Origin of the sequence: Pseudomonas sp. AF32, assembly GCF_022342325.2 — a bacterium.
Classification (GTDB): domain Bacteria; phylum Pseudomonadota; class Gammaproteobacteria; order Pseudomonadales; family Pseudomonadaceae; genus Aquipseudomonas; species Aquipseudomonas uvaldensis.
The window spans coordinates 77,051-91,459 of the sequence record NZ_RQJK02000019.1; the positions used below are offsets into that span (position 1 = coordinate 77,051).

The 14,409-nt window shown below is 62.3% G+C and carries 13 protein-coding genes; 6 read left to right on the top strand and 7 right to left on the bottom strand.

The features are described 5' to 3' along the window. The first annotated feature begins 37 nt into the window (after positions 1–37). Entirely contained in the window at positions 38–595 is a 558-nt protein-coding gene (locus EGM97_RS18395) for a thioesterase family protein (RefSeq protein WP_238965023.1), read from the top strand. A 136-nt stretch (positions 596–731) separates the two neighbouring features. Next, positions 732–2,495 carry an L-lactate permease gene (locus EGM97_RS18400; RefSeq protein WP_238965024.1) on the top strand — a complete coding sequence of 588 codons (1,764 nt, stop codon included), beginning with the start codon at positions 732–734 and terminating at the stop codon, positions 2,493–2,495. A gap of 44 nt (positions 2,496–2,539) precedes the next feature. On the opposite strand, the gene EGM97_RS18405 is transcribed toward EGM97_RS18400, so the two are convergent. Next, on the bottom strand, positions 2,540–2,875 hold the full coding sequence (locus EGM97_RS18405) for a hypothetical protein (RefSeq protein ID WP_238965025.1): 336 nt from the start codon (positions 2,873–2,875) through the stop codon (positions 2,540–2,542). A 244-nt stretch (positions 2,876–3,119) separates the two neighbouring features. On the opposite strand from EGM97_RS18405, the gene EGM97_RS18410 reads away from it, so the two are divergent. Beyond that, complete coding sequence (locus EGM97_RS18410; RefSeq protein WP_238965026.1) at positions 3,120–3,776, top strand: polysaccharide lyase family 7 protein; 657 nt, start codon at positions 3,120–3,122, stop codon at positions 3,774–3,776. An 11-nt stretch (positions 3,777–3,787) separates the two neighbouring features. On the opposite strand, the gene EGM97_RS18415 is transcribed toward EGM97_RS18410, so the two are convergent. The 3 genes from EGM97_RS18415 to EGM97_RS18425 all read right to left on the bottom strand — a co-directional run bounded on the left by EGM97_RS18415 (position 3,788) and on the right by EGM97_RS18425 (position 7,358). After that, on the bottom strand, positions 3,788–5,020 hold the full coding sequence (locus EGM97_RS18415) for a nucleoside permease (RefSeq protein ID WP_238965027.1): 1,233 nt from the start codon (positions 5,018–5,020) through the stop codon (positions 3,788–3,790). Positions 5,021–5,106: 86 nt separating this feature from the next. Then, on the bottom strand, positions 5,107–6,123 hold the full coding sequence (locus tag EGM97_RS18420) for a sugar phosphate isomerase/epimerase family protein (RefSeq protein ID WP_275300775.1): 1,017 nt from the start codon (positions 6,121–6,123) through the stop codon (positions 5,107–5,109). Positions 6,124–6,182: 59 nt separating this feature from the next. Next, on the bottom strand, positions 6,183–7,358 hold the full coding sequence (locus EGM97_RS18425; RefSeq protein ID WP_238965029.1) for a Gfo/Idh/MocA family protein: 1,176 nt from the start codon (positions 7,356–7,358) through the stop codon (positions 6,183–6,185). Positions 7,359–7,537: 179 nt separating this feature from the next. Here EGM97_RS18425 and EGM97_RS18430 point away from each other — a divergent pair, with 179 nt between their 5' ends. Continuing rightward, on the top strand, positions 7,538–8,560 hold the full coding sequence (locus EGM97_RS18430; protein WP_238965030.1) for a LacI family DNA-binding transcriptional regulator: 1,023 nt from the start codon (positions 7,538–7,540) through the stop codon (positions 8,558–8,560). 16 nt (positions 8,561–8,576) lie between these two features. Here the strand turns inward: EGM97_RS18430 and EGM97_RS18435 are convergent, their stop codons facing one another. Continuing rightward, positions 8,577–9,668, bottom strand: a complete 1,092-nt coding sequence (locus EGM97_RS18435) for an SMP-30/gluconolactonase/LRE family protein (protein ID WP_238965031.1) — start codon at positions 9,666–9,668, stop codon at positions 8,577–8,579. 279 nt (positions 9,669–9,947) lie between these two features. Here EGM97_RS18435 and EGM97_RS18440 point away from each other — a divergent pair, with 279 nt between their 5' ends. Beyond that, on the top strand, positions 9,948–10,913 hold the full coding sequence (locus tag EGM97_RS18440; protein WP_275300774.1) for an EamA family transporter: 966 nt from the start codon (positions 9,948–9,950) through the stop codon (positions 10,911–10,913). 310 nt (positions 10,914–11,223) lie between these two features. After that, complete coding sequence (locus EGM97_RS18445; protein WP_238965032.1) at positions 11,224–12,084, top strand: CAP domain-containing protein; 861 nt, start codon at positions 11,224–11,226, stop codon at positions 12,082–12,084. Between the two features lie 28 nt (positions 12,085–12,112). Here EGM97_RS18445 and EGM97_RS18450 read toward each other — a convergent pair whose 3' ends face one another. Both EGM97_RS18450 and ggt read right to left on the bottom strand, forming a co-directional pair. After that, the gene (locus EGM97_RS18450; protein ID WP_238965033.1) at positions 12,113–12,646 is read right to left on the bottom strand and encodes a cysteine hydrolase family protein; all 534 of its coding nucleotides are present in this window, start codon (positions 12,644–12,646) and stop codon (positions 12,113–12,115) included. A gap of 12 nt (positions 12,647–12,658) precedes the next feature. After that, positions 12,659–14,386 (bottom strand): gamma-glutamyltransferase, encoded by a 1,728-nt coding sequence (gene ggt / locus EGM97_RS18455; RefSeq protein ID WP_238965034.1) that lies wholly within the window; start codon positions 14,384–14,386, stop codon positions 12,659–12,661. Positions 14,387–14,409 lie beyond the last annotated feature (23 nt).

A 14,409-nucleotide genomic window follows, 5' to 3' on the forward strand; every position in this document is an offset into this window, starting at 1 on the left:
GTTTAAAGTGCGCCGTTTCCTGCCTCGTGGAGTGTCCATGAATCTCTGGTTCCGACTGTTGCTGATGCTGTTCCGTCGCCCGTGGCGCAAGCACACGGCTCCCCTGGGCACCACGGTGGTGCGCATGCGCGTATGGCCGCTGGACCTGGACCTCAATCGCCACGTCACCAACGGCCGTTATTTCACCCTGGCCGATGTGGGACGCATGGATTACGTGCTGCGCAGCGGCGCCTACAAAGTGGCGTTACGCAACCGGGCGGTGCCGATCGTAGGAGATGTCTGGGGCAAGTTCAGGCGGGAGTTGAAGCTGTTCGAGGCATTCGAGGTACACACGCGCATGCTCGGCTGGGACGAAAAATGGACCTTCATGGAGCACCGTTTCATCAGCCGGGGACGTGTGGTCGGGGTGGTGATCATGCGCGGCCTGTTCCGCTCGGCCAAGGGCACCCTTGCACCGACAGAATTCGTCCGCGAGCTGGGCCTGGCCGAACAATCGCCGGCCCTGCCCGACTGGCTGGCCGCCTGGTCACAAAGCTGCGATGACTTGAGCCTCGGGCTTCGCCTGGAAGAAGGCACACGCGCTGATCCGCGCTAGCCAGCACACCCCTTGTGGCGAGGGTCTACCCTACTCCTCGCCATTGCGCCAAATCCCCTCGCCAGATCCCCTTCTATACTCTTCTGCCAATCCCCACGGGGCCTGCACTTCCAACAATAAAAAGCAGAGGTGGAACATGGTCTGGCAACAAGTCTACGATCCCTTCGGTAATGCAGTGCTGTCGACGCTTCTGGCGGCGGTTCCGGTGGTGGTGATGCTGGCCTCCCTGGCGTTCTTTCACATCAAGGCGCATCTGGCGGCGTTGTATGCCCTGGCCTCGGCGTTGCTCATCGCGATCTTTGCCTTCGGCATGCCGGCCGACATGGCCGGTTCGGCGGCGTTGTATGGGGCGGCCAACGGCCTGCTGCCCATTGGCTGGATCGTCCTCAACATCATTTTTCTGCATCGCCTGACCACCGAAAACGGTTCGTTCAAGGTCCTGCAGGATTCCCTGGCGCGCATTACCGACGACCGGCGCCTGCAACTGCTGCTGATCGCCTTTTGCTTCGGCGCGTTCTTCGAGGGCGCGGCGGGCTTCGGTACGCCGGTGGCGGTGACCGGGGCGATCCTGATCGGGCTGGGTTTCTCACCGCTGGCCGCGTCGGGTCTGGCGCTGATCGCCAACACCGCGCCGGTGGCCTTCGGTGCCCTGGGTACACCCATCATCACCCTGGCCAAAGTGACCGGTCTGGATGAAATGGAACTGTCGATGATGGTCGGTCGGCAGTTGCCCTTCTTTTCCGTGATCGTGCCGTTCTGGCTGATCTGGGCCTTTGCCGGATGGCGCAAGATGCTGGAGGTCTGGCCGGCCATCCTGGTGACCGGTATCAGCTTCGCGGTCCCGCAGTTCGTGGTGTCCAACTACCACGGGCCGATGCTGGTGGATGTCATCGCCGCGCTGATTTCCATGGCCTGCCTCACCGGTTTCCTGAAAGTCTGGAAGCCGGCGACGGTGCACACCTCCGCTGCGTTATCCGGCCGGGTCGACAACTCGAAAATCGAAGCGAGCGAGGATGAAAAACCGACCACAAGCAAGGTTTTCTCCAGCGATACCCGCCCCGCCGTGCTGCGGGCCTGGATGCCGTGGATCATCCTGACGGTGTTCGTGTTCGCCTGGGGCACCCAGGGCTTCAAGAACCTGTTCGATACGCGCCCGGCGATAGACCCGCAAACCCAGTCGGTCAAGCTCGATCCCCAGGGCAAACCGATGCGCGAAGCGAACCCGATCTTCTCGCCCCTGGTGACCTTCACGACCTTGCACCAGCAGATCGAGAAGGTGCCGCCCGTGGTCCCTCAGCCTAAAACCGAGGAGGCGGTCTACAAGTTCAACTGGTTCACCGCCACCGGCAGCGGCATCTTCCTGGCAGCCGTTCTCGGCGGGTTGCTGATGGGCTACTCGATCCCGCAACTGGTGCACCACTACCTGCGAACGTTGTGGGTGGTGCGGTATTCGCTGATCACCATCGTGGCGATGCTGGCGCTGGGGTTTCTCACGCGTTATTCGGGCCTGGACGCCACCATGGGCCTGGCCTTCGCCGCGACAGGCATCTTCTACCCGATGTTCGGCACGCTGTTGGGCTGGCTCGGCGTCGCGCTGACCGGCTCGGACACGGCATCGAACGTGCTGTTCGGCGGCTTGCAACGGGTCACGTCCGAGCAGTTGGGGTTAAGCCCCGTGCTGATGGCCGCCGCCAACAGTTCCGGAGGGGTCATGGGCAAGATGGTCGACGCGCAGTCGATCGTGGTCGCCTCCACCGCAACCCGCTGGTACGGGCATGAAGGGGAAATCCTGCGTTATGTGTTTTTCCATTCGGTGGTGCTGGCGATTCTGGTGGGCGGGCTGGTGACGTTGCAGGCGTATGTGGCGCCGTTCAGTCATATGGTGGTGGGAGGACATTGAGCATCGGGCAGTGTGGCGAGGATAGCTCCTCGCCACGGCAGCGCTTACTGAACGTTTTTCAGCTTGACCACGTCGCCGGACACCGAAGTGGTGTAGCCGGTCAGGACCCAGGCCCAGAACCAGTTTTCCTGCACTTGGGTGTTGATCATGGCGTCGCCGCCCTTGGCCTTGATCGCCGCATCCTGGGCGCGCACGAAGCGGTTGTTCTGGCGAATCGGGATGAAACCGAACAACAGCAGGCCGGTGGCCTTGGCTTCACTGTGGCCGACAACGGTGTACTGGCTGCTGTCGTACTGCTGGGTCTTCATCGCTGTACCGGTGCAACCCGCCAGGACCAGGCCGAACAATGCGCCGACGACGATTTTGCTGAAATGCTTCATTGACTACTCCATGGATAAACGCCCGGGATCCGTCTCTCGGGCGGCGCGTACTCTACCCCATCGGCTTCAAATTGACATCATTCGCGCCAACCCGCAAAAACGCCGGCAAGGCTCGATGCAGAGCCATCCGTCAGGTGCCACTCCAGCGAAACAGGCCTGGGTCGATAACATGGACACTGTGCCATGGAAGGCAATTTTGCCATTACGGTCGATACCACGGCCGACTCCATGGGAGTATTCGATCATGATTGACCTGACTGTCTGGAACATCACCCTTCCCGTGCAGACCCCGGCGCAAGTAGTGCACACCAAGGCCATGCCGAGCCTGCAAAACAAATATTTCAACCGCACCGGCGAGCGCATCGTGTTCTGGGCGCCTGTGACCGGTTCCCATACCGGCAAGAGCGAATTCCCACGCTCCGAACTGCGGGAAACCAGCAAGGACGGTAAGCTGCGCAACTGGCGCTACAACAGTGGCGTCAACACGCTCAAGGGCACGCTGGCGGTGAACCAGGTGCCTTCCGAAGGTCGCGTGGTGGTGGCGCAGATCCACGCCAAGGATGCCCCTACGCCGCTTTTGAAACTGGTGTACCGCTACGCCAAGGGCACCGGCAATGTCGATGTGGAATACCGGGTCAAACCCAAGGACAAGAAGAGCCCGGTGCTCTTCAGCGTGCCGAACGTGGCCCTGAACAAAGTTTTCAACTACTCCTTGCAAATGGACAAGCAAGGCAAGCTCACCGTGCTGATCAACAATGTCGGCAAGCAGGTGAAGCTGGATTCGTCCTGGCATGCCTATGACTTTTACTTCAAGGCCGGCGTCTACACGCTGGACAACGTCGGCAACTCCAATGAAGGCGGGAAAGTGACCTACACCAAGCTGGACGTCAGCCACAAATGACTGACGACACCTCAGGCCTTTGAGGTCGCTGCCACCGCTTGACGGCCGCTGAAGGTCAGCAGGAAGAACACCAGCACCACCAGCGCAAAACCGGCCGGGAACAGCCAGATGCTGTTCCAATCGTGGCCGGCCTCCACGACGAAGCGATCGGTCACCTGCCCCGCCACCCAGAAGCCGATCAACATCCCCACCCCATAGGTCGCCAGTGTGATCAACCCCTGGGCCGAGCTGCGCAGGTGCTTGGGCGCCCTGGCGTCGGTGTAGATCTGCCCCGAGACGAAAAAGAAGTCGTAGCAGATGCCGTGCAGCGCAATGCCGGTGAACAGCATGAATGCCAGGTCCCCGTTGTTGCCGTAGGCGAACAACACATAGCGCAACGCCCACGCCAGCATCCCCACCAACAGCGCCAGCTTGATGCCGAAACGCTGGATGAACAGCGGCAACAGCAGCATGAACAGCACTTCGGACACCTGCCCGATGGCCATCTTCGCCGTCGGGTTGGACATGCCGGTTTCGGCCAGGAACGGATTGGCGTTCTGGTAGTAGAACGCCAGGGGGATGCAGATCAGGATCGAGGCGATGAAGAACACCAGGTAGCTGCGGTCCTTCAACAACCCCAGCGCGTCCAGCCCCAGCAGTTGCCTGAAGCTGCCACCGCCGGCCTGCTTCTCCAGAGGCGCCGTGGCCGGTAGCGTGAAGCTGTAGAGTCCAAGGGCAAGCGATGCAACGGCCGCCATCAGGAAAGTGTTGCGCAACCCGCCCGCAGCGATGGACTCACGCGAGTCCCAGGCGAACACAAAGCTGATCACCACCCCCGCGACGATCCAGCCCAGGGTGCCCCAGACCCGGATGCGCGAGAATTCCATCGCCGGGTCGCGCATCTGGCGGAACGCCACGGAATTGACCAGGGCCAGCGTCGGCATGTAGACCACCATGTAAGCCAGCACATACGGATAGAACGCGCTGAACTGCGCCGCCGAATACAGCTGGTACAACAGCACCGCCCCGATCAGGTGCAGCACCGCCAGGATCCGCTCGGCATTGAAATACCGGTCGGCGACCAGCCCGATCACCAACGGCGCGATGATCGCTCCCCAGGACTGGGTGGAAAATGCCATGCCAATCTGCCCACCGTTGGCACCCAGGGTGCTGGACAGAAACGTCCCGAGGGTGACGAACCAGCCCCCCCAGATAAAAAACTGCAGGAACATCATCACGCTCAGGCGTGCACTCATCGTGGTCATGACCGTCACCGTTTTATTTATTGTTTTTGTAAAGGACCGCTTCGCGCGGAAGCGGAGATAGATCCCCTCGCCACACAGGTATCGACCTATTTCAACAGGCCCAGCAGCCGCCGATTGAATGCTTCATCCGCCGTCACACCGGCAAAATCATCGAATGCCTTCTGCGTCTTGCTGATCATGTGCCGCTGGATGAACGCCGCGCCCTCTGCCGCCCCCTGTTGTGAATCCTTCAGGCAGCACTCCCATTCCAGCACCGCCCAACCCTTGAAGTCGTATTGCGTCAACTTGCTGAAGATCGACTTGAAATCGATCTGCCCGTCACCCAGCGAACGGAACCGACCAGGGCGATCCACCCAGCCCTGATACCCGCCATACACGCCAGAACGGGCATCGGGGCGGAACTCGGCGTCCTTGACGTGAAACATGCGGATGCGCGCGTGGTAGCGGTCGATGAATCCCAGATAGTCCATTTGTTGCAGCAATAGGTGACTCGGGTCGTAGAGAATGGCCGCCCGGGGATGATGGTCCACCGCCTCCAGGAAACGTTCGAACGAGGCGCCATCGTGCAGGTCTTCGCCGGGATGGATCTCATAGCACAGGTCGACACCGGCCTCGTCGAAGCAGTCGAGAATCGGCAACCAGCGCCGGGCCAGTTCGGCGAAACCTTGTTCCACCAGCCCTGATGGGCGCTGTGGCCACGGATACATATAAGGCCACAGCAGCGCACCGGAAAAGGTCGCATGGGCCTTGAGCCCCAGGCGTTGGCTGGCGCGAGCGGCCAGCTTCAGTTGCTCGATGGCCCACTCGGTGCGCGCCTGGGGTTGGCCGCGCAAGTGAGCCGGGGCGAAGTCGTCGAACAGCATGTCGAAGGCCGGGTGCACCGCCACCAATTGACCTTGCAAGTGCGTCGACAACTCGCTGATCTCGACGCCGGCCCGGGCGCAGATGGCTTTCAATTCGTCACAGTAATCCTGGCTTTCGGCGGCCCGGGCCAGGTCGATATAACGCGTGCCCAGGGTCGGCAATTGAATGGCCCTGTAGCCTTGCGAGGCGGCCCACCCGGCGATGTTTTCCAGCGTATCGAACGGCGCTTCATCGCACATGAACTGGGCCAGGAAAATCGCCGGCCCGCGCAGGCCTTCTGGGGTTTGATCGACGGTACTCACAACAGCGACTCTCCGGTGTTCAGCGCGGTCCACTTCGCCTCGCCACGATGGTTGATGACGGCGGCCTCGATAAACGCCATTGTGCGCAAACCCGTCTCGATACCGGGTACGCCAGGCACGTCGGGCCCTTCGACATGTGCGCGAATGGCACGGGCGAAGTCGCCGTAGAGGTTGGCCATCGCTTCCAGGTAGCCCTCCGGGTGCCCGGCCGGCAGGCGCATGCGACGGGTCGCCGCTTCGCACAACCAGGACTGGCCGACCCCACTGCGCAGGATGCGCAGGGGTTGGTCGATGGCGCGGTGGATCAGGCTTGTCGGCTCCTCCTGACGCCACTCCAGAGCGCCTTTATCCCCATAGACGCGGATCTTCAGCGGGTTCTCTTCACCCGTGCAGACCTGGCTGGCAAGCAGCACCCCGCTGGCACCGTCCTGCATCCGGAACAGCATGGCGACGTCGTCATCCAGTTGCCGGCCCGGGACATGGGTACCCAGCGTGGCGCAAAGCGCTTGGATCGGCTGGTCCGCAACGAACTCCGCCAGGGAAAACGCGTGGGTGCCAATGTCCCCGATGCATCCGCCCAGCCCGGACCGTGCCGGATCGTCACGCCACTGCGCCTGTTTGTTGCCTTGGGCGGCGAGGTCCTGGCTGAGCCAGCCCTGGGGATACTCGACGAACACTTTGCGCACCTTGCCGATCACGCCCGAGCGCACCATCTCACGGGCCTGCCAGACCATGGGATAGCCAAGGTAGGTGTGGGCCAGACCATAGAGGCAGCGGCTGCCTCGCAGATCATCTTTGAGCGCCAGCAACTCCTTGAGGTCCAGCGCGGCGGGTTTTTCGCTGAAGACATGGAAGCCGGACTTCAATGCCTGGCTGGCAATCGGGGCATGGAGGTGATTGGGCGTGACGATCACCAGCAATTCCATGCGTTGATCCAGGGGCAGCATCGCTTCAGCATCAAGCATCTGTTGCCAGTCGTGATAGCAACGGGACCCGGTCAACCCCAGGGACGCGCCGGTCTGCCGGTTGTTGTGGGGATCGCGGCTGAATGCACCACACACCAGCTCGAAGCCGCCATCCAGGCCCGCGGCCTGCCGATGGGCCTGACCAATGAATGCGCCTTCTCCACCGCCTACAAAGCCCATTCTTATTTTCCGTGCCACAGGGTTCATCGCGACGCGCTCATGTTGAAGTTGATGACAATGTAACCGGTTACATCACGACGGAATCTAGGCCCTGTTCTGCGCACTGTCAAACCCGATGCGTGCATGCACAGGCGTTTGTGAGGCAGGCAACCTGCGGTAAGCTCCTCAGCCGTGTGCCCCATTTGCGGCGCAGTATCGAGGTGCGTTTGTCCAATATTCGTGAAGTGGCGAGGCTGGCCGGCGTTTCAGTGGCCACGGTGTCCAGAACGCTGAAATCCCCCGAACGCGTGCTGCCTGAGACCCGGGAAAAGGTCAATGCGGCGGTGGAACAGGCCGGCTATCGACCGAACCTGATGGCCGTGCAGTTCCGCTCCCGGCGAACCGGAAACCTGGTGATCCTGGTGCCGAAGATCGCCAACACCTTTTTCGCCCGAGTGATCAGCGGTGCCCAACAGGCAGCGCAAGCGTCGGGTTATCGATTGCTGTTGTGCGACACCCAGGGTCGGGAAGACATCGAGCAGGAATTCGCCGCGCTGGTCTATGCACACCAGGCCGATGGGGTGATCCAGTTGCGGGCAAGCGACCCGTTCGTCTCGCTCCCTCCCGGCACCGATGCGCTGCCGCTGGTCAACGCCTGCGAAGTGGTCAAGGACGCCCCCTACCCGACCATCAGCCTGGACAATCGGGCCGCTGCCCGAGCCATGACCGAACACTTGCTCAGCCTGGGTCACCACCGTATCGGCATCATCAAGGGCCCGCGCAGCAGTCCCCTGACCCTGGACCGCGTCGCCGGCTATGAAGACGCCTTGCGTCACGCCGGTATCGCCATCGACCCAGGCCTGATCTGCCACGGCGATTTCACCTTGAGTGCCGGTTACGAAGGCGCCGGGGTGATGCTGGGGCTGGCCGAGCGTCCCAGTGCGTTGTTTTGCGAGAACGACGAGATGGCTATCGGCGCCCTCAAGCGCATCAAGCAAATGGGCCTGCGAGTCCCCGAGGATATTTCGCTGGTGGGCTTCGATGACATCCCGTTCGCGGCCTATTGCGACCCGCCGCTGACCACCATCTCCCAACCGGCCGAGGCTTTTGGTCAAACGGCGGTGGAGATGTTGATTGCGCGGATAGAGAACAAGCCTGTTGCACAACAACATGTGTTGTTGCCGTTTGAATTGACGCTGAGGGGCAGCACGGCGCCGGTGGCGAGCGAGCGAACTCCCACGCCACGGTGATCGGCGCAACCTCCAATCAGGCGAACGTCGCCCCCCGGGTATTCACGAACAGCGAATACAGCGAGTGACTGCCGGCCATGAACAACCGATTGCCCTCTCGCCCACCGAAGCAGACGTTGGGGCAGCGCTCGGGGAGTGAGATGTGCCCGATGGCCTTGCCCTCGGGGTTGAACACCCGCACGCCATCGAGCTTTTCCAGGTCGGCCTTGGGGTCGCCGTTGCCGCCCCAGCCACACCAGAGGTTGCCGCTCTCGTCGCACTTGATCCCGTCGATGGCGGCGTAATCCAGGCCCTCGATGTGTTTGCGCCGCTCTCCCAGCGTGCCGTCGTCCTTGACGGTGATCGCCCAGATCAAACGGTTGGGCTTGGCCCGCCCCTCCACCACATAGAGGGTTTTCTCGTCCGGAGAGAAACACAGGCCGTTCGGTCCCGCGAGGTCGTCGATCACCCGGCTGACCTTGCCGGTTTCGCCGTCGATGCGATACACCGCGTGGGGTTGGACAGGCGTGACCTTGTGCCCTTCGTAATTGTTACCGGTCTGGAACGGCGGGTCGGTGAACCAGACCGAGCCATCCCGCTTGCAGACGATGTCGTTGGGCGAGTTGAAGGGCTTGCCCTCGAAACTGTCCGCCAACACGGTGATGCTGCCGTTGTGCTCGGTGCGGGTAACGCGCCGACCCTCGCTCGACGTCGTGGAGCCCTCGCAGACCAACAGCCGCCCCTGGCGATCGCGGCACATGCCGTTGGAGAAATTGGCATGCTCGCGGTAGACCGACAGGCCGCCGGTGACTTCATCCCAACGCACGATGCGGTTGTTGGGAATATCGCTGACCAGGAGATAGCGACCGTCGCCAATCCACACCGGCCCCTCCGCCCAGCGCAAGCCTGTGGCGAGTTTTTCCACGCTGGCGTTGAAAATGCGCAGGTCCATGAAGCTGGGGTCGAGGATGTTGATCAAGGGATCCGGATAACGCTGGCTCAACGGTTCCGCCTGGGCGAGCCCCGGCAGATTGCCCAGGGTGGCGGCCGCCGCCGAAACCACCAGGGATTTTTTCAGGAACACCCGGCGGCCCTGATCGGCAGCGGTTGCAGTTTGCGAAGCATCCATCGTGGGTTTCTCCGTTAGTTATTATTGGACGGGGATGACAGTTTTACTCCGTGATAAGACATCGTACAAGACCATGCTTCCACTGCGCTTGGAATGAGAACACGCCTAGGGTTATCCCGACCTGCTGGTTAAGAGATATCCGCTGGTTGAGCGCTCCGTCTGACTTGTTCCGCTTCACCGGATACGGTACAAACGCAGACAAGTTGTACGACAACACTATAAAAATATCCGACCGAAGCCACTTTTTGCTCCGGCGACTTGCTTTCGGGAACACCTGCCATGACCCGCTCCACCGCCGTACCTGATACCCCCGCTCCGCTTCCACGCCATCTCGCGGTACTTGTCCTGTTGTGCATGGGTTGCGCCTTTGCCGGTAACCATGTCGCGGCACGGGCCGCATTCGACGATGGGGCCGGCGTATTGCTGGCGATCCTGATGCGCTCGGGCGGAACGCTGTTGGTGCTGGCCATGATGGTGCTGTGGCAGCGGCAGAACCTGCGTTTGCCAGCCGGGACCTGGCGCTGGCAATTGACGCTGGGCCTGTTGATCGGCGCCCAGAGCCTGTGTCTTTATTCGGCGGTGGCGAGGGTGCCGGTGGCGCTGGCGCTGCTGGTGGCGAATGTCTTTCCGATCCTGCTGGCGTTGTTGACCTGGGCGCTGGGCGGGCCACGCCCCACTGCGCGCACCGCCGCGTTGATGGGGATGATCCTCGTAGGCCTGGTCTTTGTGCTGGAAGTGCCGAGCCGGCTATCGTCCGAGCAAAGCGTCGGGCCGCAGTGGCTGCTGGGGGTGTGCCTGGCGTTCTGCGCGGCCTGCGTATTCGCCTGCGCGCTGTGGATCACCGACCACAAGTTGTCCCAGGTACGCGGCTCCGTGCGCAGCCTGCTGACGATTGCCATCGTATTCACCAGCGTCAACCTTGCCGGCCTGACCGGCGCCCTTCCCGGTGGTTTCGACCTGCCGGCCACCCGCACCGGTTGGTTCGCCCTGGCGACTCTGGTGGTGCTCTATGGCACCGGCTTCATCGTGCTGTTCATCTCTGTCCCCCGCCTGGACATGCCGCGCAATGCCCCGGTGATGAACATCGAACCGCTGGCGACCCTGCTGATCGGCTGGCTGGTGCTGGACCAGATGCTCAATCCGGGCCAGGTGCTCGGTGGCGTCATCGTGGTGACCGGTATCGTGCTGTTGACCTATCGCAAGGCCAAGCGTGTTGAGCCCGCGGTGGCTGGTGCCTTGGACTGAAGGCTGAAGCTGAATCCGTAGGAGCAAGGCTTGCCCGCGATGAAGACACCTCGGTCTCCCAGGAAATCCCCTCGTCAGCATCGCGGGCAAGCCTTGCTCCCACAGAGCCTTATTCCAGCAGAGCCTTGCGCTTCCAAGACCTGGTTCTCACAGTACTTTCAGCTCAGCAGCCTCTGCCGCTTTGAAACTTGTGTTCAAACCCAAAGTCCTAGCTCAGCCCTGAAACCTCGCCTGTCGACGGCGATGCGTTTTCCGGTGGATCGGCGCCAGTCCTGGCGCCCAGGCATTTTCCTCCTGAGCCGTTCGCACCATGCGCCACACTGTTCGCTCCTGCCGTTTCGCTTCGCTTTGCCTCATCCCCTTTTTCGCATTGTTCACCAACCCGGCCCATGCCCGAGGCGAAGGGCAACTGGTGGAGGCCATCAATGACTACCGCAGCCAATCCCATCGTTGTGAATGGCGCACCGTGCGTGCGTCCCCGCCATTGACGCTACGGTCACGCCTGGCCTTGCCCATCGGCTTTCGCGGCGGCCTGCGCGAAGCTCTCAAGGACGCCGGCTATCAGGCCCAGACTGTGCGCAGCATCCGCCTGACCGATGCGCGGGATGCCGATGAAGCATTCGAGATGCTGGCGGATGAACATTGCTCGACGCTGCTGGACAGCCAGTACGCGGACATCGGCGTCAATCGGGTCGGCGATGAGTGGCGCGTCGTGCTGGCGCAGCCCATGGGTGGCGCTCCGGTAAGCGATGCCTCCTCGACGGGCCAGTCGTTGCTGGCCCAGGTCAATGCGGCGAGGGCCCAGTCCCGCTTGTGCGGGCGCCAACGCTTCGCTGCCGCCCGGCCCCTGAGTTGGAACGCGGCACTGGGGACCGCAGCCCAGGGACACAGCCGGGCAATGGCCCGCGGCAACTATTTCGCCCACCGCGACCCGGACGGCCGCTCCGTCGCCGACCGGGCCAAGAGTGCCGGTTATCGTGGTCGTAAGTTTGGCGAAAACATCGCCGCCGGCCAGGGCTCACCGAACCAGGCCATGCGGGATTGGCTGGCGAGCCCAGGACATTGCGCCAACCTCATGAACCCGATGTTCACCCAGATGGGCGCCGCCTACGCCACCGACTCAGACAGCGACGCAGGGATCTACTGGACGATGGTGTTTGGCGCGCCGTGAAATGATGTCCTTACAATCCCGGTCTGGATCAAAAGTGAATCTCTCCCGCCGGCACCACATCGACCCGTGACACCGCGCCGCTGAGGCGGCCCAGACGGTTGTTGTGGTTGGCGATGATCTGCTCCGCCGCCAGGCTACCGTTGTCCACGGTGGAGTGGGCATCGGCGGCCAGGACCACGTCGTAACCCAAGGCATGGGCCTGGCGCACCGTCGCGTTGACGCAGTAGTCGGTCTGCAGGCCGCAGATCACCAGGCGGTCGATACTCCGGGCTTGCAGCAACGGTTGCAGGTCGGTCTGGTAGAAGGCATCCGGCGTGGTCTTGCGCACCCTCAGGTCATCCGCCGCGGTCTGCAGGCCGTCGGCCAGTTGCCAGGCGGCGGAGCCATACAGCAGCGAGCCTTGCAGCTCCTCGTGCTGGATCAGGATCACCGGCACGCCGATGGCCCTGGCCTTGGCACTGAGGTCGTTGATGGTCCGGATCACGCGCTGGCTTTCGAAGCATTCTTCTTCGCCGGAGCACAGTGCGCTTTGAACGTCGATGATGAGCAACGCGGAATTCATGGTGCCCCCTCCTCAATACCCCAACGATAACCCAGTGTTGCGGCGTGGATCGTTGGCACCGTAGAAACGGTTCTTGCCCACCGGCTTACCGCCCAGCGACGGGGCGCCCACCAGGATCGCGGCAATGTGGTTCGGATCCTGGGGACCGGCAAACTTGTGGCCCCAGCTCTCAAGGATTTTACGAGTGTCGGGGCTCGCCGCGAAGGTTTCCAGATTGGTCTCCTCGGGCATCCACTGTTGATGGAAACGCGGGGCGTCAACCGCTTCCTGCAAGTTCATGCCGTAGTCGATCACGTTGAGGATAGTCAGCAATGTCGCAGTGATGATGCGGCTGCCGCCCGGCGTTCCCACCACCATCACGGTCTTGCCGTCCTTGGTGACGATGGTCGGGCTCATGGAGGACAACGGTGCCTTGCCCGGAGCGATGGCGTTGGCTTCGCCTTGCACAAGGCCATACATGTTCGGCACGCCGACCTTGGCGGTGAAGTCGTCCATTTCGTCGTTGAGGATCACACCGGTCTTGCTCGCCATCACGCCGGCGCCGAACCAGTCGTTGAGGGTGTAGGTGACCGAAACCGCGTTGCCCCACTGGTCGACGATGGAATAGTGCGTGGTATTGCTGCCCTCATGAGGCGCCACGCCGGGTTTGATCTTCTGCGAATCCCCGGCCTTTTGCGGCTCGATGGCGGCGCGCAGTCTGGCGGCGTATTGCTTGTCCAGCAGATGATCGATGGGGTTCTGCACGAAGTCCGGGTCACCCAGGTAGCTGTTGCGATCCACGTAGGCGTGGCGCATGGCTTCGATCTGGTAGTGCATGGCCTGGGCCGAATGGAAGCCCAGGTCCTTCATCGGATAGCCGTCGAGGATATTCATGATCTGGCACAGTACCACCCCGCCGGAACTGGGAGGCGGTGCCGAAACGATGTGGTAGCCACGATAATCGCATTCCACCGGCGCCAGCTCGCGGGTCTTGTATTTGTCCAGGTCGGCCTGGGTGATGATGCCTTTGTTGGCCTGGCTGGAGGTGACCAGCGCATCGGCGACCCAGCCTTTGTAGAAGCCATCGGCGCCCTTGGCCGAGATCTCCCGAAGGGTCCGGGCGAGGTCCTTTTGCACCAGTTTCTGACCGACCTGCATCGGCTCGCCGTTGTGCAGGAAGATCGCGCCGGAGTCGCGCATGTCTTTCTTGAACACATCGGTGGCGGTTTCCAGCAGGTCCACATCGCCCTGCTCCAGGGTGAAGCCTTCCTCGGCCAGGCGGATGGCCGGGGCGATGAGCTCGGCGCGAGGCTTGCTGCCGTACTTCTTCAACGCCAGCTCCATGCCGGAAACGGTGCCGGGCACCCCGACCGCCAAGTGTCCGCGGGTGCTCAGGTCAGGGATGACATTACCATCCTTGTCCAGGTACATGTCGGCCGTGGCCGCCAGCGGTGCTTTTTCGCGGAAATCCAGGAATGTCTTGCGCCCATCGGCCAGTTGCAGGGTCATGAAACCGCCACCGCCCAGGTTGCCCGCCGCCGGATACACCACTGCCAGGGCATACCCCACCGCCACCGCCGCATCCACGGCATTGCCACCGTTCTTGAGCACGTCGACGCCTACGTGGGTGGCCAGATGCTGAGCCGTGACCACCATGCCGTTCTCGGCGGCGACCGGCGCCTGGGAGGCGGCTTGCACGTAGAAACAGCTGAGGGTCAGGGAGGTGGCCAGGAGGGTTCGGGCAAGGCATTCGAACTTCATGAGTCGGTCTCTTCTTGTTTTTA